This window comes from Bacillus sp. FSL K6-1338 (genome assembly GCF_038006965.1).
GTDB classification, from domain to species: domain Bacteria; phylum Bacillota; class Bacilli; order Bacillales; family Bacillaceae_G; genus Bacillus_A; species Bacillus_A thuringiensis_S.
The window spans coordinates 3,894,784-3,911,595 of the sequence record NZ_JBBOWI010000001.1; the positions used below are offsets into that span (position 1 = coordinate 3,894,784).

Below are 16,812 nucleotides of genomic sequence, written 5' to 3' on the forward strand. Positions count from 1 at the left end.
GTGCTGACTGTTTTGTCTTACATTATTTTAAAAACACATTACTCCGAAAGTGAGATATTAAACGTTTGTGGCTCTTTTACAACATCTTGTGTTTCTGAATCTCCTGCAAGTAAATCATCAGTTATAAACTGAATATCCTTTACCTTGTCTTTTCCATCGTCAAGTATTAAACCAATAATCCCATCTCTTGTTTCACCAGGCTTATAGTCTTCTCTTGATACATTTTTTGTACCAACTAACGTATCTTCGTCATATAAAAAGTTTTGAGTCGCTACTTTAAAATGTTGCTTACCATTAATTATAACATCATTCATAGAGAAAAATTGCATATTTTTATTTCCGCTATTCTCCACTTTATATGTAATCTCAACGTAACGAATTGTATTACTAATCTCTGTTCCACTTAGCGATGCATATAATTCTGCATCTTCTTGGCTTACTTTATCCCCTAATCTACGTTTTACTTCTTCAGGAGTTAGTGCCGTGTATACTTTCAATGTATTTTTTGCCTTTTCACTCATCTGTGATAAAGAGATTACTTTCACATCTTGTACGTGAATTTTCATTGGCGCTACTTCAAATGTTTGATTCACAGAATGCATCTGCTCTAACATGAAAGTACCCCAGCCTGTTTCTTTCACTTTTTGTCCTACTTTTTTCAGCTCACGCCCACCATATTCTTTTGTTTCAGGAATAGATTCTTTCTTCTTCGGTTCAGCTTTCTTTTCTTCTTGATGGAAGCAACCACTTAACATAAGAAGAAAACTACATAAAACAAAAATACTTTTCCATGCTTTCATCATTTCATTTCTCCTAACGCTATCATTCATGAATATAAAATTAATCCCTTGCTTTGTAAACTATAGAAACAATGAAAAGTCCACAAAATGAACTTGTCAGTCCAGATACTATTATACCTCCAATTTGGAAAATATGAAAATAGGGATCTAGGAACACATACACGATAAATATAATAGTTGCCACAACAATTACTGAAATCCAATACTTTCTTTTTTCCGAAGCTAAAATAAAGTCTTTACCCATTTCATTTCTATGCTTCCATAAAACGTATGCTAATAATAGAAAACCAATACATGTACTTCCATGTTGCATATATTTATAAACAGAGATACCGTACCATTCTCTTTGCAATAATGGTATTTTCATAACAAAATAGCCTGTCTTATGAGTGAATGCATCCCAAACAACATGCGTTAACATACCGAATAATGCTGAATAACAAAATACAAAAAGATCCTTCCATGTATGAAGACCCCACCCCTTGTCTACTGCATATGTATAGTAGCCAGCAAATGGCTTAGGTAAATGTGTTATAAAAGACTTTTTTAAAATGTAATGATATATGTATGCTAATAAGAAGACAAGTGGTAAATTTAAATATAAGAACCCCAGCCACGTATGCCCAATTACACCATACGGTCTAAAGTGTAAGAAATATTCAAAGTCAGGCGACATACTACCTAATATAAGAGCCGTTACTGAAATATGTTTAGAATACTTTTTCGTAAAAGGGAGAACTGCTGCTGGATGTGCAAATGTAAACGGCATACTTTAACTCCTTCTCACATTTTCAGTAGAATACCATATATCATAACGAGAGAATGGAACTTCATGCAATATTTATTTTCACATTGGAATATGATAGTTTAAATGATATAATCCACATAAATATTCAGAAAACAAGAAGGGATTCAGGTGTTATTAACACTTGTATTTGCTGCCTTTTTAGATTCAAAATCCGTTATGAATTGAGGTTTATATATTGATTGACGTACCCTTTTTACAAAATGTCACATTAAAAAAAGAAAATATCCCTAGTTTTTCCGCATATCCTTACTGCTTACCCGCTATCCGAACATTACAATCACTAGCTTTCCATCCAAATGTAACATTCATTATTGGAGAAAACGGAACGGGTAAATCAACATTACTTGAAGGAATTGCAATTGCGTTAGGTTTTAATGCAGAAGGTGGAACGAAGAATTTCCGCTTTAGCACAAACGATTCACATTCATCTTTACATGAATACCTTCGAATTTCAAAAAGTTTCAATACACCAAACGACGGTTTCTTTCTTCGCGCTGAATCATTTTATAACGTTGCTTCTTATATTGATGAAATAGATGCTATAAAATCTTACGGCGGCGTTTCACTACACGAACAATCACATGGTGAATCATTCTTTTCCTTATTTATGAATCGTTTTTCAGGACAAGGTTTATACATTTTAGATGAGCCTGAGGCAGCTCTATCACCGATGAGACAACTTTCCATGCTCATTCGAATGCACGAACTAGCTGAACAAGGTTCACAATTTGTTATTGCGACGCATTCTCCTATTTTAATGGCTTACCCTGAATCTACTATATACTCTTTAACACAAGAGGGGATTCACGAATCCACATTAGAAGAAACCGAGCATTATCAAACGACGAAACTTTTCTTTGAAAATCGCGATCGATTATTCCATCATCTATTTGAGTCATAAAAAAAGAAGCAGCAATAGCTGCTTCTTTTTTATAGTGCTTCTATAAATAAGGCAACCCCGATACCGCCACCAACGCATAAAGAGGCAATTCCTTTTTCTAAACCACGTCTTTTTAATTCGTGAATTAAACTTACTGTAATACGAGCCCCTGTACAACCAATTGGATGCCCAAGTCCTACGCCACTACCGTTTACGTTCACTTTTTCACGGTCTAAGCCTAACTCTTTCTCTACAGCTAAATATTGAGCCGCGAAAGCTTCATTAATTTCCAGTAAATCTGCATCTTCTAATGACCAATCTACTTTCTCTAATCCTTTTCGGATTGCTGGTGCTGGTCCAATACCCATAATTTTCGGGTCTACTCCAGCTACTGAATATCCAACAATTCTAGCTAACGGTTGTAAGCCTTTTTCTTTTGCTTTTTCTTCGCTCATTAATACTAGAACTGCACTTCCGTCATTCAGGCCAGATGCATTACCTGCAGTTACAGACCCATCTTTACGGAATGCTGGTTTTAACCCTGCTAATTTTTCCGCTGTAATATCTGCACGTGGATGCTCATCCTTCGAAAATACTACTTCTTTTCTACGTTCTTTTATTGTAATAGGAACAATTTGATCGTCAAAGTGTCCAGACTCGATTGCCTTCAGTGCCAATGTATGACTGCGAAGAGCAACTTCATCTTGTTCCTCTCTTGTAATTTCATATTGTTCAACTAAATTTTCCGCTGTTTCACCCATCATAATATGGTGAATCGGATCTTCTAACACTTCCCACACCGTATCACGAATTTCTCCGTGCTGTAGACGTTGTCCCCAGCGGTGCTGTTTCAATGCATAAGGGCTCGAACTCATCGCTTCTACTCCACCTGCAACAACAACATCACTTACACCTAATTGGATTTGCATTGCAGCTGACATAATTGCTTGCATACCTGAAGAACATTGACGTTGGATTGTATATCCCGTAACTGTGTCAGGAAATCCTGCCGCTAATGCAGCTGTTCTCGCCGTATTTGCTTCATCAGTTCTTTGAATACAATGACCTAAAATTACTTCATCAACTTCATGTGGTTCTACCCCGCCTCGTTTTACAGCTTCCTGAAGTACAGGAACAGCTAATTCTACTGGCGTTACATTTTTTAGCGCTCCTCCAAAAGTTCCAATTGGCGAACGAACTGCAGCTGTAATAACAACATTATGCATTTTGTACTTGCCCCTCTCTTATGTACCCTAGTAAGTTTTTAGGTGAAATTCCATAAGATGTATATCTATAACTATCATACTATAAACATACTAAAAAATCAAAATATTTCATATAATAAAAATAGAAGGAATTAACCTTCTATTCTGTCAGTGCATATAAAAACTTTTGCAAAATTTTCTCTGTCGTTTCATTCAATTTTGGCAACTTATCTACTGGAAAATATTGAAGTTTCAACCCTTCATGATCGAGCTTTAATTCCCCGCTCACATGATGTGCCTGATACAGATGAATGACATTGAAAATTTCATCGCCATTCGGATAACGGAAATATACTTCTTTTCCTGATAGAACACCAAGAAATTGCATTATTTTTGCAGTTAACCCCGTTTCCTCAAATAACTCTCTACGTGCCGTTTCTTCTGTCGTTTCACCTAGTTCCATCGCCCCGCCAGGTACACCCCAATCATATGTATCTGAACGATATTGAAGCAATACTTCTTGTTTATCATTTAATATAATGATTGCTGATCCTACGAGAATAAGCGGTCTTGTACCAACGACTTTTCGTAACTCTTCAATATACCCCATATGTAAATTCCCCTTTCCCTAACCTCCCTTATCATAACAAAATTTCTCTCTTTTTGTTCATGTAATTTTAAAGAAAAAAAGGAAGCTTTCGCCTCCATTTTTTCATCTTTATTTCTTAAAACTTTCATATTTTACAGCTTCAAAAGCTTCCTCAATTTCATCATTACGATAATGGACATATGTAAAACGACCCAATTCTACTAATCTTGCTATTTCCTGTAACGCTTTATGCTGCTCATATGTTTCTTTCAGCTTAATATGTACATAAAACTTCATTAAAGGATGTTCATATAAAGGTTCTCCCACCTCTACATATACATCTTCAACCCCTTGTACAACTCTTACATAACTCGCAAATTGATAAAGTGCTTCTCTGTCTGAAACGATTTTTAATGTATACATATATTCTCCCCCTTTCCTTTACTATATCAAAAAGACGACCATACCATGTTATAGAACTATGAAATTTTTTCGACTTGTCATCTATATATTCAATAAAGAAGGCGTTTATCCATACATGACATCTTTTCCCCACATATATTATAGGAAGAACTTTTTTTCATTTGAGGTGTTCCTTATGGATCCATACGTCAATATATGTATTTGCATTACTCCCGGCGCCGATATTTCTGATGACCGTATCGCAAAAGACTTAGCTGTTGCAGAATCAATTTGGCACCCCATTACATTTCAAATTCAAGAAGTAATTGTATTAAATGAACTTTTCCGTTTTTTTGACCGTGAAATCAGTTATAAAAATTCCATTCAAAGTCAAGAAAAGTTGGCATCCTTTTTCCAAACATGTGTAAATGAAGCTCCTGAATGCGACCTTTATATTTGTTATATTGGCAGTGATTATTTCAAAGAAACAGCAGTAATTGCCTGCGCTTATTCTTTAGCAAAACAACAGCAACTTACTGGCTATATCGTTTTAACAAATTCGGCTGCCCCTATGAAAAATATATATACGCTCGCTCACGAAATCGGTCATATTTTATTTACAAGACGTATTCATGGAAAACTTACTCATGCAGATCCTCATTCTCCAACCGGCTCGGAGCACCACCCTTCTCCAACAAATCTTATGTATCCGATAGTCCCTCGTCCAGAAAACGTTCATATTCATTCCTTATTAACAACAGAACAAAAAGCGCTCTCTTTACAAAGCTCTTTACTACAAAGAAAAAAACAGTAACCCTCATGTTACTGTTTAAAACAACTTGTTCCAATCAACAAACCAAATCCCGGCTGCTAGAAATAAAAATAGACAACTAAATGTAATCCCTCTAAAAATCCCTATATAATATTTCTTTGGAAATAATTTTTTGCATATCCAGAGCAGCCGCTTTCCTATTAAACCGAAAAACAGAATATATCCTGATGTGTAATCTAATATATTAATAAAATAGTCAACATATATCCTTTTTATAAAAGAGTTATTGTTAGGTTAACCTTAGAAAACTACTACTCAATTTACCTATAAATAATACTGTCTCTCTTTTTATTCGTATACTTTCCTTTTTCTAATTTTATATGAATTTTCAAAAGCATATAAATAACAATGAAAAGAATTATTTGTTGTACATACATTCCAATAATACTTGATAAATCTATCATTACGAATACATATTCCAATGCAATTGGAACTAGTAAATACGCCAAAGTAAACCAACCACCAAATTTAATATTTACAATAGCTGCAAATAGAACTACTATTCCAACAAGAATGAAGCTTTCTGTCGCAGTAAATTTAATAAATGTTGTACCATAAAAATTATTTAATAATGCAATACTGAAAATTGATAAAAACCATATCGCACCTGTTATATACATAATTAAAAATTCAGTTCTTTTACGCTTAAATGAGGCTGTTTTCATGCCCCATATTAATACACTAATTCCTACAAAAATCATAATCGGATATCCGATTAATTCAATTAAAGAATAAGACAAACGATGGTCGGCTTCACTAAAAAATACACTCTTCATCATCGTGAATGCTAATAAATTTATAATAAAGTAAAGCAATAATTTATAATTCCCTTTTTTATCAACTTCCATCTCTTTGGCAAGTTGATTTGCATACTCTTTTGGAGCATGACCGAATATATCATTTACACTCTTTCCTCTCTTTTCTCCTTCTATTAAATGAACTTCCGCATCTTCTATAAAGGAAATAATATCAGCTTCTCTAATGCCCTTCGTTCGTAAATACCCTTGAGTATCATCTAAAAACTTTTGCCCTTCATTCGATAGCACTTTTATCACTCCCTTATTTAACCATTTCTCTTCTATTCGTCTTCATCATAATTTCAAGGAAAATTAAAATAAACAAACTTCCGTATAAACATATAATTTGAAATAACATTGGCATAAGATCTTCAGATGTAAATGTTTTAAACATTAACATAATAGAAAGCGGAATGATTAAATATAAGTTTTTAAACCACCCTTCAAAATATATATTTATAGCTACTGTGATGATAAAAATCCCACCAGCTAATATATAACTTTGGACTTCGGTGAATGTGAGCATTTTTGTAGGATATATCACATCTAATATCGTAACAGCTCCTAATAAAAACAATGGAGCAATCATAACTAAAGACCACATAGAAAACCATGTTTTTGTAAAGCTTGTGACGAAAGTCATTTTGCGAAGTAGAAAATTAGGACCCATAACAACTAAAATCAATGAAAAACTGTAACCGATACACTGAATAAGTGAAATCTGTAACATTCCATTACTCACTATTAAGATAGAAGCAATAATCCAAAAAGATACGATATTCATTACTGTAAAACCAATTTGCTTCCACGTTTCCTGTCTATCTCTTTCCATCACTTTTACAAGTTCATTTGCATATTCTTTCGGTGAGCTTCCGAAAATATCTTCCACACTCTTCCCCTCACTCTCACCTTCTATTAAATGAAGTTCTGCGTCTTCTAAAAAGTTTTCAATATCACTTTCTTTCACACTCTTTGCCGTCAAAAATAATCTCATATCTAACAAAAACTTTTGTGCTTCACTTGATAACATTATTTTCTCCTTCCCTTCCCTTCAAGTAAACGTTCTACACTACTTTGCATCGCTTCCCAGCGATCCATAAATTCATCAAGTGCTTCCTCGCCTTTTTCTGTTAATGTGTAATATTTTCTCTTTGGACCAGATGGAGATTCCTTCATTACGCTTGTTATTAATCCTTCTTTTTGCATTCGTATTAATAACGGATAAATACTTCCCTCACTCGCCATTGTAAAACCATACTTTGCTAGCTTCTCACTCATTTCATAACCGTATATTTCGCCTTCAGAAATAATAGCAAGTAAGCATCCTTCTAAGATCCCTTTCAGCATTTGACTTGTCGACATAATTCAAATCCTCCTACTATCTTGTTTTACAAGATAGATAAGCGTAAGTATCTTGCTTTACAAAATAGTATAGCAAAGACTATTTTGCAAAACAAGATAGCTAACGATATTTTTTCCAAATGTTTGCAGGAATTTCATTATAACCTCTCTAAATAGAGCACTATGAAAACTTTATTATGAAGGGATGTTTTTCATCATGGTTACAAATCGAGTTGTCTTTTTAACAGGTGCTGCGAGTGGTATTGGATATGAAGTGGGAAGTACTTTTGCAAAAGAAGGTGCAAAAGTTGTGATTACTGATCGTCTTGAAGAACGTGCGAAAGAAGCTGCTGAACAATTACAAAATGAAGGTTTTCAAGCTATCGGTTTAAAATGTGACGTTACATCTGAAGAGGAAATTACAGCAGCAATTTCTCAAACAGTTGATCATTTCGGTTCATTAGATATATTAATTAACAACGCAGGAATGCAACACGTTTCACCCATTGAAGACTTTCCAACTGAAAAGTTCGAGCTGCTAATTCAAATTATGCAAATTGCTCCGTTTATCGCAATTAAGCATGCCTTTCCGATTATGAAACAACAAAAATATGGTCGTATTATTAATGTCGCTTCTATTAACGGCCTGGTCGGGTTTGCTGGAAAAGCTGCCTATAATAGTGCAAAACATGGCGTAATTGGATTAACAAAAGTTGCCGCTTTAGAAGGTGCTACGCATGGTATTACTGTTAATGCCCTTTGCCCTGGTTATGTCGATACCCCTCTTGTACGTAATCAACTACAAGACTTAGCTACTACACGAAATGTACCACTTGAAAATGTTTTAGAAGATGTCATTTATCCACTTGTACCACAGAAGCGTTTGCTACAAGTACAAGAAATCGCTGATTATGCTATGTTTTTAGCGAGTGAAAAAGCGAAAGGTATAACTGGTCAAGCTGTCGTTATCGATGGTGGCTATACTGCTCAATAAAAAATAAAGTTTGCTCAAGAAGAGCAAACTTTATTTTTTATCGCGAGGATCTTCGTACTTTAGTAATTGCCGCGGGAGCTTCTCAATTGCAACAATTACCCCCTCTAATTTACTTTCAATACGGTGGAGTAAATATAATGTTACAACAATTGGAAACCCTACATTACCTATCATCTTGATCCACTCTTCCATCCTCTTCCCCTCCTTTCATTATATAAGTAAGAGAAAACAATGCATTTAGGCATAAAAAAACAAGCTATTATGTATTAGCCTGTTTTTCAAATAATGATGCAATTTCTCGTTTATAATCCCCGCTTATAATACCTTTCTCAGTAATAATTCCTGTAATTAATTCGTTCGGTGTTACGTCAAATGCAGGGTTATAAACATTCGTTCCGATTGGTGCTACTTGTTTTCCAAAGATTTTCGTAACTTCTGTTTCATCTCTTTCTTCAATAATTATTTCGGTGCCAGTTTCTTTCGTAACATCAAATGTTGACAGTGGCGCAGCAACATAAAATGGGATATCAAAGTACTTTGCTAAAATAGCTAAATTCATTGTCCCTATTTTATTTGCCGTATCTCCATTTGCGACAATTCGATCCGCCCCTACAATAATTGCATCTATTTCTTTCGTTTGAATAGCATGAGCTGCAGTATTATCTGTAATAAGGGTCACATTAATATTTGCTTGCTTCAATTCCCACGTCGTTAAGCGACCACCTTGTAAAACTGGTCTCGTTTCACACGCATATGCATGTAAACGCACACCTTTCTCTTTTCCAATATAAAAGGGAGCTAATGCAGTTCCATATCTGGCAGTTGCGATACTTCCAGCGTTACAGATTGTTAAAATATTATCGCCATCTTTAAAACATGTTAACGCATATTCCCCAATATTTCGGCACACCTCTTCATCTTCCTGCTGAATGCGAAGCGCTTCTTCTTCTAATGTTTTTTGTGCTCCTTTTATTGTAGTAATCCCTCGAATAGATTCTCTCATACGATCAATTGCCCAAAATAAATTGACCGCTGTCGGGCGTGACGTCCCCAAATAATTACAATCTCTATTAAACTTCTTTTGAAATTCTTCAATATGTACAGTGTTATATTTTTTTGATGCAAGCGCCAAGCCAAATGCAGCTACAATTCCAATTGCAGGCGCTCCTCGTACTTCTAACATTACGATGCTTTTCCAAACCTCTTCAATAGTCGTCAATGTTTTATATTCTGTGCTATGCGGCAATTTCGTTTGATTTAATACCGCAATTGCATCACCTTTCCAACTTACAGATCTCGGAACAGTAACAATTGTACTCACGCTTTTACGCCCCCTGAAACTGTCTGTTGAAATAATGTTCGAAACAGTTGAATATCCGCACTTTTAGATTCATATTTTATTAGTTCTTTACCTAAGGATAGCGCTTGTTTCTTAGCTTGAATTCTTGTTTCTTTATTTTCTATTTCATCTAAATCTGCTACATGAGCTAAACCAATTGTTCTACGAACCAGTTCACATCCTGCAAATCCAACAGCATCAGTAAAGATATTTTGCAAAATAATTGGTAACCATTGTTTTTCTTTCGTATATGCTTCTACACCTTCTCCAATCCATAACTTTGTAAAAGTCTCTACAAAATAACTCCACGTCTTTTCTATATGGAAAAATAGTACACTTCTTTTTTCTTCTTCTCTAAATAAAGCATTTAATACTAGATTTGCAATAAATTGACCTATGTCAAATCCAAATGGGCCATAGGTCGCAAATTCTGGATCAATCACTTTCGTTTCAGAAGGTGACGAAAAAATACTACCAGTATGTAAATCACCATGAATAAGAGTTTCTTTTCTTGTTAAGAACTTATATTTATATTGTGCTACTTTTAGTTTTAAAGTTTTATCACTCCAAAGTTCATCAACCACGAGCTGTAAATCTGGCTCATAATCATTTGTATCATAATGTCCAAACGGATCTGTAAACACTAAATCCTCTGTAATTTTACAAAGATCCGGATTTACAAAGGTACCTTCTAGTACCCTCTTCTCTTCTGATTGTAAACCAAAATCTGAAGTGTAAAATAAAACATGTGCTAGAAAACGGCCGATATGCTGGGATAAAAGCGGATATTCTTCTCCGCCTATTAATCCTTTTCTTGTAATTGTTAGTCTTGATAAGTCTTCTATTACCGTTATCGCTAACTCTTCATCATGACTGTACACTGCTGGAACATAATCCGGTACATACTGCGCAAAAATTTGTAAGGCCTTACTTTCAATCGTTGCTCTTTTTATAGACAATGGCCAGCTTTCACCAACTACTTTCGCATAGGGCAGTGCTTGTTTTATTATAATTGATTTCTCTTCATCATCTAATTTGAACACGTAATTTAAGTTTCCGTCTCCAATTTCATGACAAACGACATTTGCCTTCGCTTCAAAATAGCCATGATCTTTCGCATATTGTACAGCTGTTATTTCTGTTAATGAATAATATCCCATCGTCTTCTCCCCCTTTTTAAATTCAGAGGTTTTTCTAACATAGAAAAACCTCTTTCCACTAAGAAAGAGGTTTGAAGTTTATCTTCTCCCCTCTTATCTGCCAGAAAGTTTTACTTTCTGCTGGAATTAGCACCGTGCCTTTGGGCGTAATAAACGCCCCATTTCACAATGGTATTACGGTCGGTTGCTGGGCTTCATCGGGCCAAATCCCTCCACCTGCTCTTGATAAGAGTTGTATAATTTTTTGAATTTTTAACTTTATGTTGAAGACTATACCAAGAATAAAAATCACTTGTCAACATTTTATTTGTATAATTCTGGACGACGATCCGCAAAAACTGGAATTCCTTTACGTACTTCTTTAATTTTCTCGAATACAAGCTCTCCAAATAAAATTGATTCTTCTTCATTTGCTTCTACAACAACCTCGCCCCAAGGATCGACAATTAAAGAATGACCGGCAAACTCATTATTCGGATCCTTTCCTGCCCTATTACAGGCAACAACATAACATTGATTTTCAACTGCTCTTGCTTGCAATAGCAAACGCCAATGTGCTAAACGAACTAATGGCCATTCTGCTACAACAAATAAAACTTTTGAACCTTTTGCAGTATGAACGCGCATCCACTCTGGAAAACGAATGTCATAACAAATTGTGCCGGCGCACTCTACATCATCTAACTTAAATTCACCTGTACTATTTCCAGCGATTAAATATTTATGTTCATCCATAAGCTGAAATAAATGCACTTTACTATATTCATTGACTAGTTCTCCTTCCTTGTTTACCACATACATTGTATTTGTAACACCTTGCTCTGTTTGCTTCGCTATGGAACCACCAACAATATGTACACCATATTGTTTCGACCATTCTTTCAACTTTTCTTTCGTTTCCAATCCATCCCTATCTGCAATTTCAGAAAGTCTTGCTAAATCATATCCTGTTGTCCATAATTCTGGTAAGACAATAACATCCGGTCTCTCCTTCATCGCTTCGCTTATTTTATTTTTAGCATTCTCAATATTTTTTTCTACATCTCCAAAAACAATATCCATTTGAATACATGCGACTTTCATTTTTTCAGCCCCATTCTTATTTTTCTCTTTACAAAATACTGGAAAGATTATATCATTTGTCACTAGAATTGTAACAACTTTCAAAAGAGGTGGAAAGTATGAAATTATTTCAACCTTCTGAGATAGTAACATCATTGCCAACACAATTTTTCGCTTCACTTGTTGCAAAAGTTAACAAATTCGTTGCAGCTGGTCACGATGTTATTAATCTAGGTCAAGGTAATCCAGATCAACCAACACCGCAGCATATCGTAAAAGCTTTACAAGATGCTGCAGAAAAGACCATTCATCATAAATATCCGCCATTTCGCGGACATGAAAGTTTAAAAGAAGCCGTGGCAACATTCTATCAACGTGAATATGATGTAGTAGTAAATCCGAAAACTGAAGTTGCTATATTGTTTGGTGGAAAGGCTGGATTAGTAGAATTACCAGTTTGTTTTACAAACCCTGGTGATTCGATTCTCGTTCCAGATCCAGGCTATCCAGATTATTTATCAGGAGTTGCTTTAGCAAAAGCACAATTTGAAACAATGCCGCTTATTGCAGAAAATAACTTTTTACCAGATTACACAAAAATTAATAACTCTATTGCCGAGCGTGCAAAATTAATGTTTTTAAACTATCCAAATAATCCTACAGGTGCTACTGCATCAAAAGATTTTTTTGATGCAACTATTCATTTTGCTAATAAACATAATATATTAGTGGTTCATGATTTTGCTTACGGTGCGATTGGATTCGATGGTCAAAAACCTGTTAGTTTCTTGCAAGCAGACGGTGCTAAAAATACAGGTATTGAAATTTACACTCTATCGAAAACTTTCAATATGGCTGGCTGGCGTATTGCTTTTGCAGTAGGGAATGAAAGTGTCATTGAAACCATTAACTTATTACAAGATCATATGTATGTTAGTATTTTTGGTGCAGTTCAAGATGCTGCCCGCGAAGCACTATTAAGTTCACAGTCTTGCGTAATAGACCTTGTAAATAGTTACGAATCTCGACGAAACGCTCTTATTTCGGCTTGTCAATCAATTGGTTGGAATGTAGACATTCCAACAGGGTCATTCTTTGCATGGCTTCCTGTTCCAAAAGGATATACCTCTGAGCAATTTGCTGATATTTTACTAGAAAAAGCACATGTTGCAGTTGCTCCTGGTGTTGGATTTGGTGAACATGGCGAAGGGTATATCCGTGTTGGTCTCTTGCATACAGAAGATAGATTACGGGAAGCCATTAATCGAATTGATAAATTAAATTTTTTCAAAAAGTAATTGACAACATGAAAAATATCTGACAAAATTCAGTTATCTTAAAAATTTAAACATTTCTAAATACTTCTTATCAAGAGCAGGTGGAGGGACGAGCCCGACGAAACCCGGCAACCGATCTACAATTGTAGACACGGTGCTAATTCTCGCAGCATTACGCTGACAGATAAGGAGCTGGTTGTAAAAAAACCTCTCCTTAGCTGAGAGGTTTTTTTATTTAACTAGGAGGTTATAACAATGAGCGGAATTATAGCGACGTATTTAATCCATGATGATTCACATAACTTAGAAAAAAAGGCTGAGCAAATTGCACTTGGTTTAACAATTGGCTCTTGGACTCATTTGCCACAATTATTGCAAGAACAATTAAAGCAACATAAAGGCAACGTCATTCATATTGTGGAATTAGCTGAACATGAACATACAAATTCGTATTTACGTAAAAAAGTAAAACGCGGAATTATTAAAATCGAATATCCGTTATTAAACTTCAGTCCAGATTTACCAGCAATTTTAACGACTACATTTGGAAAGCTATCCCTTGATGGCGAAGTAAAATTAATTGACTTAACTTTTTCAGACGAGTTAAAAAAACATTTTCCTGGGCCAAAATTCGGGATAGATGGTATTCGAAATCTTTTACAAGTGCATGATCGTCCCCTTTTAATGAGTATTTTTAAAGGAATGATTGGACGAAATATTGGGTATTTAAAAACGCAATTACGCGATCAAGCAATTGGTGGTGTAGATATAGTAAAAGATGATGAAATATTATTTGAAAATGCATTAACACCACTTACGAAACGCATTGTATCTGGAAAAGAAGTTTTACAATCCGTATATGAAACATACGGACATAAAACGTTATATGCCGTAAATTTAACAGGACGAACTTTTGATTTAAAAGAAAATGCGAAACGTGCAGTGCAAGCTGGAGCTGATATTCTATTATTTAACGTATTTGCTTACGGACTAGATGTACTACAATCACTTGCAGAAGATGATGAAATCCCAGTTCCTATTATGGCACACCCTGCTGTAAGTGGTGCTTATTCAGCATCTAAGTTATATGGAATTTCATCTCCATTATTACTCGGAAAGCTACTACGCTATGCTGGGGCTGACTTTTCATTATTCCCATCTCCATACGGAAGTGTTGCGCTAGAAAAAGAGGAAGCTCTTGCTATCTCAAAATATTTAACTGAAGACGATGCATTTTTCAAGAAGAGCTTTTCTGTTCCATCTGCTGGTATTCACCCTGGTTTCGTTCCCTTTATTGTACGAGATTTCGGTAAAGATGTTGTTATTAATGCTGGCGGCGGGATACATGGACATCCAAATGGAGCGCAAGGCGGTGGTAAAGCATTCCGTACTGCAATTGAGGCTACTTTGCAAAATAAACCACTCCATGAAGTAGATGACATAAATTTGCATAGTGCACTACAAATATGGGGAAATCCCTCTCATGAGGTGAAATTATGAGTATTCAAGTATTTTGTGATTTCGATGGCACGATTACAAATAATGATAACATTATGTCCATTATGGAAAAATTCGCACCACCAGAAGCTGAAGAAGTAAAGAATAGAATTTTATCACAAGAGCTATCTATTCAAGAAGGTGTTTCTCAATTATTTCGATTAATACCTACTCATCTGCACGATGAAATTATTCAATTTTTAATAGAAACTGCTGAACTTCGTAATGGTTTTCATGAATTTATACAATTTGTAAATGAAAATAACATTTCTTTTTACGTTATATCAGGTGGAATGGATTTCTTCGTCTATCCACTCTTACAAGGACTCATTCCAAAAGAGCAAATTTACTGTAATGAAACAGATTTTTCAAATGAATACATTACGGTGAATTGGCCTCATCCTTGTGATCATCATTGTCAAAATCATTGCGGATTATGTAAATCATCTCTCATCCGTAAATTGAGTGATACGAATGACTTCCATATTGTGATTGGAGATTCAATTACTGATTTACAAGCTGCGAAACAAGCAGATAAAGTATTTGCTCGTGACTTCCTTATTACAAAGTGTGCAGAGAATTATATTGCTTATACACCGTTTGAAACATTCCATGATATTCAAAATGAATTAAAACATTTGTTGGAGGTGAAATCATGAAACAACTTTTTCGTCAATGGTATGACTTAAGCGAGATAAAAAAAGAATTAACAACTCGAAATTGGTTCCCAGCAACAAGTGGTAATATTTCTATAAAAGTTAGTCATGAGCCACTTACTTTTCTCATTACAGCAAGCGGTAAAGATAAAACAAAAACCACTCCAGATGATTTTCTATTAGTAGATCATGTAGGAGTTCCTGTTTTAGAGACTGAATTACGCCCTTCAGCAGAAACAATATTGCATACACATATTTATAACAATACGAATGCCGGGTGCGTACTTCATGTTCATACAACTGATAATAATGTCATCACAAATTTATATAGTGATGCAGTTACCCTTCAAAATCAAGAAATTATTAAAGCTCTCGATATTTGGGAAGAAGGTGCAACAATTCACATTCCTATTATCGAAAACCATGCCCATATCCCAACGCTTGGAGAAAACTTCCGAAAGCATATAAAAGGTGATTCAGGAGCAGTATTAATCCGTAACCACGGTATTACCGTATGGGGCCGAGATAGCTTTGATGCAAAGAAAAGATTAGAAGCTTATGAGTTTTTATTCCAATTTCATATAAAACTATTATCAATTCAAGGAGGCGTTTCTAATGGCGCAAATTCGTATTCATGAAGTAAATACTCGCATTGAAAATGAAGTGGAAGTATCTAAATTTCTACAAGAGGAAGGCGTTTTATATGAGAAATGGAACATTTCTAAACTTCCTACTCATTTAAATGAAAATTATTCGTTAACAGATGAAAACAAAGCTGAAATATTAGCTGTTTTTTCAAAAGAAATCGCTGATGTTTCAGCAAGTCGAGGTTATAAAGCACATGATGTAATTTCACTTTCAAATAGCACACCTAACCTTGACGAATTATTAATTAATTTCCAAAAAGAACATCATCATACAGATGACGAAGTTCGCTTTATCGTCAGTGGTCATGGCATTTTCGCTATTGAAGGCAAAGATGGGAAATTCTTTGATGTTGAACTTGAGCCAGGCGATCTCATATCTGTTCCTGAAAATGCAAGACATTATTTTACCTTGCAAGATGATCGTCAAGTTGTAGCTATTCGTATTTTTGTGACAACTGAAGGCTGGGTTCCAATCTATTAAGGTAGTTAGTTGAATAAAAGGACTTGGACCCCCTTTTCCAAACTT

Annotated in this window: 20 protein-coding genes, 1 pseudogene and 2 riboswitches; of the genes and pseudogenes, 8 read left to right on the plus strand and 13 right to left on the minus strand. The window is 35.0% G+C overall.

What is annotated here, in order from left to right; genetic code table 11:
* Positions 1-38: 38 nt before the first annotated feature.
* Both NZ044_RS19795 and NZ044_RS19800 read right to left on the minus strand, forming a co-directional pair.
* On the minus strand, positions 39-803 hold the full coding sequence (locus NZ044_RS19795) for a hypothetical protein (RefSeq protein WP_000973902.1): 765 nt from the start codon (positions 801-803) through the stop codon (positions 39-41).
* 37 nt (positions 804-840) lie between these two features.
* Positions 841-1,569: a DUF4184 family protein gene (locus NZ044_RS19800; RefSeq protein ID WP_016077286.1), complete on the minus strand. Its 729-nt coding sequence runs from the start codon at positions 1,567-1,569 to the stop codon at positions 841-843.
* 214 nt (positions 1,570-1,783) lie between these two features.
* On the opposite strand from NZ044_RS19800, the gene NZ044_RS19805 reads away from it, so the two are divergent.
* On the plus strand, positions 1,784-2,509 hold the full coding sequence (locus NZ044_RS19805; protein WP_000568001.1) for an AAA family ATPase: 726 nt from the start codon (positions 1,784-1,786) through the stop codon (positions 2,507-2,509).
* A gap of 29 nt (positions 2,510-2,538) precedes the next feature.
* On the opposite strand, the gene NZ044_RS19810 is transcribed toward NZ044_RS19805, so the two are convergent.
* The 3 genes from NZ044_RS19810 to NZ044_RS19820 form a co-directional block, all read right to left on the minus strand.
* Complete coding sequence (locus NZ044_RS19810; protein ID WP_000552075.1) at positions 2,539-3,714, minus strand: acetyl-CoA C-acetyltransferase; 1,176 nt, start codon at positions 3,712-3,714, stop codon at positions 2,539-2,541.
* A 139-nt stretch (positions 3,715-3,853) separates the two neighbouring features.
* On the minus strand, positions 3,854-4,303 hold the full coding sequence (locus NZ044_RS19815; protein WP_002005651.1) for an NUDIX hydrolase: 450 nt from the start codon (positions 4,301-4,303) through the stop codon (positions 3,854-3,856).
* Positions 4,304-4,411: 108 nt separating this feature from the next.
* Complete coding sequence (locus NZ044_RS19820; RefSeq protein WP_000288330.1) at positions 4,412-4,705, minus strand: DUF3928 family protein; 294 nt, start codon at positions 4,703-4,705, stop codon at positions 4,412-4,414.
* A 175-nt stretch (positions 4,706-4,880) separates the two neighbouring features.
* Here NZ044_RS19820 and NZ044_RS19825 point away from each other — a divergent pair, with 175 nt between their 5' ends.
* The gene (locus NZ044_RS19825) at positions 4,881-5,498 is read left to right on the plus strand and encodes an ImmA/IrrE family metallo-endopeptidase (RefSeq protein ID WP_000371606.1); all 618 of its coding nucleotides are present in this window, start codon (positions 4,881-4,883) and stop codon (positions 5,496-5,498) included.
* 15 nt (positions 5,499-5,513) lie between these two features.
* Here the strand turns inward: NZ044_RS19825 and NZ044_RS19830 are convergent.
* From NZ044_RS19830 to NZ044_RS19845, 4 genes and pseudogenes are all read right to left on the minus strand, one after another.
* Positions 5,514-5,720 (minus strand): annotated as a pseudogene (locus NZ044_RS19830) (DNA-binding protein); the annotation flags it as partial.
* Between the two features lie 56 nt (positions 5,721-5,776).
* Entirely contained in the window at positions 5,777-6,562 is a 786-nt protein-coding gene (locus NZ044_RS19835; RefSeq protein WP_340949957.1) for a DUF1129 domain-containing protein, read from the minus strand.
* A gap of 13 nt (positions 6,563-6,575) precedes the next feature.
* Positions 6,576-7,343: a DUF1129 domain-containing protein gene (locus tag NZ044_RS19840; RefSeq protein ID WP_017763560.1), complete on the minus strand. Its 768-nt coding sequence runs from the start codon at positions 7,341-7,343 to the stop codon at positions 6,576-6,578.
* Positions 7,343-7,675 carry a PadR family transcriptional regulator gene (locus tag NZ044_RS19845; protein WP_000107977.1) on the minus strand — a complete coding sequence of 111 codons (333 nt, stop codon included), beginning with the start codon at positions 7,673-7,675 and terminating at the stop codon, positions 7,343-7,345. The genes NZ044_RS19840 and NZ044_RS19845 overlap by 1 nt, the downstream gene beginning before the upstream one ends.
* Before the next feature lie 196 nt (positions 7,676-7,871).
* Between NZ044_RS19845 and NZ044_RS19850 the strand changes: the two genes are divergently transcribed.
* Positions 7,872-8,648: a 3-hydroxybutyrate dehydrogenase gene (locus tag NZ044_RS19850; RefSeq protein WP_000258453.1), complete on the plus strand. Its 777-nt coding sequence runs from the start codon at positions 7,872-7,874 to the stop codon at positions 8,646-8,648.
* Positions 8,649-8,678: 30 nt separating this feature from the next.
* Here the strand turns inward: NZ044_RS19850 and NZ044_RS19855 are convergent, their stop codons facing one another.
* The 4 genes from NZ044_RS19855 to NZ044_RS19870 form a co-directional block, all read right to left on the minus strand.
* The gene (locus tag NZ044_RS19855; RefSeq protein ID WP_000393336.1) at positions 8,679-8,840 is read right to left on the minus strand and encodes a YvrJ family protein; all 162 of its coding nucleotides are present in this window, start codon (positions 8,838-8,840) and stop codon (positions 8,679-8,681) included.
* Positions 8,841-8,907: 67 nt separating this feature from the next.
* On the minus strand, positions 8,908-9,969 hold the full coding sequence (mtnA, locus tag NZ044_RS19860) for an S-methyl-5-thioribose-1-phosphate isomerase (RefSeq protein WP_098505686.1): 1,062 nt from the start codon (positions 9,967-9,969) through the stop codon (positions 8,908-8,910).
* Positions 9,966-11,147 (minus strand): S-methyl-5-thioribose kinase, encoded by a 1,182-nt coding sequence (gene mtnK / locus NZ044_RS19865; RefSeq protein ID WP_098505685.1) that lies wholly within the window; start codon positions 11,145-11,147, stop codon positions 9,966-9,968. The genes mtnA and mtnK overlap by 4 nt, the downstream gene beginning before the upstream one ends.
* A gap of 90 nt (positions 11,148-11,237) precedes the next feature.
* A riboswitch (SAM riboswitch) is annotated at positions 11,238-11,379 on the minus strand.
* A 71-nt stretch (positions 11,380-11,450) separates the two neighbouring features.
* Entirely contained in the window at positions 11,451-12,314 is an 864-nt protein-coding gene (locus tag NZ044_RS19870) for a carbon-nitrogen family hydrolase (protein WP_002162505.1), read from the minus strand.
* A 14-nt stretch (positions 12,315-12,328) separates the two neighbouring features.
* Between NZ044_RS19870 and NZ044_RS19875 the strand changes: the two genes are divergently transcribed.
* From NZ044_RS19875 to NZ044_RS19895, 5 genes are all read left to right on the plus strand, one after another.
* The gene (locus NZ044_RS19875; protein WP_000765506.1) at positions 12,329-13,507 is read left to right on the plus strand and encodes a pyridoxal phosphate-dependent aminotransferase; all 1,179 of its coding nucleotides are present in this window, start codon (positions 12,329-12,331) and stop codon (positions 13,505-13,507) included.
* Between the two features lie 64 nt (positions 13,508-13,571).
* Positions 13,572-13,677, plus strand: a riboswitch (SAM riboswitch).
* A 64-nt stretch (positions 13,678-13,741) separates the two neighbouring features.
* Positions 13,742-14,986: a 2,3-diketo-5-methylthiopentyl-1-phosphate enolase gene (gene mtnW, locus NZ044_RS19880; protein WP_000014207.1), complete on the plus strand. Its 1,245-nt coding sequence runs from the start codon at positions 13,742-13,744 to the stop codon at positions 14,984-14,986.
* Positions 14,983-15,642, plus strand: a complete 660-nt coding sequence (gene mtnX / locus NZ044_RS19885; protein ID WP_000027488.1) for a 2-hydroxy-3-keto-5-methylthiopentenyl-1-phosphate phosphatase — start codon at positions 14,983-14,985, stop codon at positions 15,640-15,642. Before mtnW ends, mtnX begins: the two co-directional genes overlap by 4 nt.
* On the plus strand, positions 15,639-16,277 hold the full coding sequence (locus NZ044_RS19890; RefSeq protein ID WP_000811340.1) for a methylthioribulose 1-phosphate dehydratase: 639 nt from the start codon (positions 15,639-15,641) through the stop codon (positions 16,275-16,277). Before mtnX ends, NZ044_RS19890 begins: the two co-directional genes overlap by 4 nt.
* A complete protein-coding gene (locus NZ044_RS19895; RefSeq protein ID WP_000057322.1) occupies positions 16,255-16,767 on the plus strand; it encodes a 1,2-dihydroxy-3-keto-5-methylthiopentene dioxygenase in 513 nt (170 codons plus the stop codon). Before NZ044_RS19890 ends, NZ044_RS19895 begins: the two co-directional genes overlap by 23 nt.
* The last annotated feature ends 45 nt before the right edge of the window (positions 16,768-16,812 follow it).

Excerpts from the sequence above, each read along its gene's own strand:
- NZ044_RS19795 (WP_000973902.1), bottom strand. The coding sequence starts at position 803 with ATGATGAAAGCATGGAAAAGTATTTTTGTTTTATGTAGTTTTCTTCTT.
- NZ044_RS19800 (WP_016077286.1), bottom strand. The coding sequence starts at position 1,569 with ATGCCGTTTACATTTGCACATCCAGCAGCAGTTCTCCCTTTTACGAAA.
- NZ044_RS19810 (WP_000552075.1), bottom strand. The coding sequence starts at position 3,714 with ATGCATAATGTTGTTATTACAGCTGCAGTTCGTTCGCCAATTGGAACT.
- NZ044_RS19815 (WP_002005651.1), bottom strand. The coding sequence starts at position 4,303 with ATGGGGTATATTGAAGAGTTACGAAAAGTCGTTGGTACAAGACCGCTT.
- NZ044_RS19820 (WP_000288330.1), bottom strand. The coding sequence starts at position 4,705 with ATGTATACATTAAAAATCGTTTCAGACAGAGAAGCACTTTATCAATTT.
- NZ044_RS19825 (WP_000371606.1), top strand. The coding sequence starts at position 4,881 with ATGGATCCATACGTCAATATATGTATTTGCATTACTCCCGGCGCCGAT.
- NZ044_RS19840 (WP_017763560.1), bottom strand. The coding sequence starts at position 7,343 with ATGTTATCAAGTGAAGCACAAAAGTTTTTGTTAGATATGAGATTATTT.
- NZ044_RS19845 (WP_000107977.1), bottom strand. The coding sequence starts at position 7,675 with ATGTCGACAAGTCAAATGCTGAAAGGGATCTTAGAAGGATGCTTACTT.
- NZ044_RS19850 (WP_000258453.1), top strand. The coding sequence starts at position 7,872 with ATGGTTACAAATCGAGTTGTCTTTTTAACAGGTGCTGCGAGTGGTATT.
- NZ044_RS19855 (WP_000393336.1), bottom strand. The coding sequence starts at position 8,840 with ATGGAAGAGTGGATCAAGATGATAGGTAATGTAGGGTTTCCAATTGTT.
- mtnK (WP_098505685.1), bottom strand. The coding sequence starts at position 11,147 with ATGGGATATTATTCATTAACAGAAATAACAGCTGTACAATATGCGAAA.
- NZ044_RS19875 (WP_000765506.1), top strand. The coding sequence starts at position 12,329 with ATGAAATTATTTCAACCTTCTGAGATAGTAACATCATTGCCAACACAA.
- mtnW (WP_000014207.1), top strand. The coding sequence starts at position 13,742 with ATGAGCGGAATTATAGCGACGTATTTAATCCATGATGATTCACATAAC.
- mtnX (WP_000027488.1), top strand. The coding sequence starts at position 14,983 with ATGAGTATTCAAGTATTTTGTGATTTCGATGGCACGATTACAAATAAT.
- NZ044_RS19890 (WP_000811340.1), top strand. The coding sequence starts at position 15,639 with ATGAAACAACTTTTTCGTCAATGGTATGACTTAAGCGAGATAAAAAAA.
- NZ044_RS19895 (WP_000057322.1), top strand. The coding sequence starts at position 16,255 with ATGGCGCAAATTCGTATTCATGAAGTAAATACTCGCATTGAAAATGAA.